The organism is Bartonella sp. TT119HLJHH, assembly GCF_042193385.1.
In the GTDB taxonomy this organism is placed as follows: domain Bacteria; phylum Pseudomonadota; class Alphaproteobacteria; order Rhizobiales; family Rhizobiaceae; genus Bartonella.
On sequence record NZ_JBHILS010000119.1, the window covers coordinates 1 to 851 of the forward strand.

1 protein-coding gene is annotated in these 851 nt (G+C 49.2%); it reads right to left on the reverse strand.

What is annotated here, in order from left to right:
* On the reverse strand, window positions 1-851 hold an 851-nt coding region (locus ACFIJL_RS09685; protein WP_375624512.1), incomplete at both ends, for a filamentous hemagglutinin N-terminal domain-containing protein.

Consider the following 851-nt stretch of genomic DNA (forward strand, 5'->3'; position numbering starts at 1 on the left):
ATATTGCCCCCAGAGGTTGCCTTACCGGCAATCGATAAAAGCCCATCCTGCGCCTCTATCTTCAAATGACCATCAGCGCCAACCGTTTCTAACGTCACATCCTTATGGGCGGCAATATCAATATGCTTTTTCGAGGTGATGTGTTTTGCCAATATGCTCTGGCTTTTCGATTTGAGGACAACACCCCCATGACCAAAAACATTCTTCAACGAGATTTTCCCATCAGCAGAAAGATGCAACTGCCCCGCATTGGCGGCCATATCATGGCGCATGCGAACCCCAACACCTTTTTCTGTTGCCACAAGTTTTATTCTGTCCGCCTGTAGAGCCCCCAAAGCAGAACCATCTATCGCATATTCCGGTTTACCGGTAATATCGGTCAGTTCTTTCATTTCCCGTGAAGCATAATCAAAGTGACCTGTCCCTGCTGTCACACCAATCTCCTTGCCCGCAACAGCTCCTTCAAAATGCACTGTGCGTGAGACAATATCGACAATATCAACCGCTCCTTGACCAGAGAAAAAATTGGCTCCCTTAGCGCCAAAGGTAATATCCCCACCTCGCACCTCAAAGCCTTTCAAAAAACCGCTCGCATCAATTTCGGGAACACCTGTGGTTAAAGTCGCATGGGGCGTATTGATAAAGCCACAACCATCACAGCTTATCCCATTGGGATTGGCTATAATCACATCGGCGGGGCTCCCAAAAACCTCTCCTGGACCATGAAGCGCACTGCGCTTGCTGCTGGTCACTTCATTTAAAATCACTTTCGCCGAACCCGTGAGGCGCAAATGCGGATTGCCCGGCATAATGCCCCCCAACTGCGATTGCCCCACTTCTTGCGCATGATT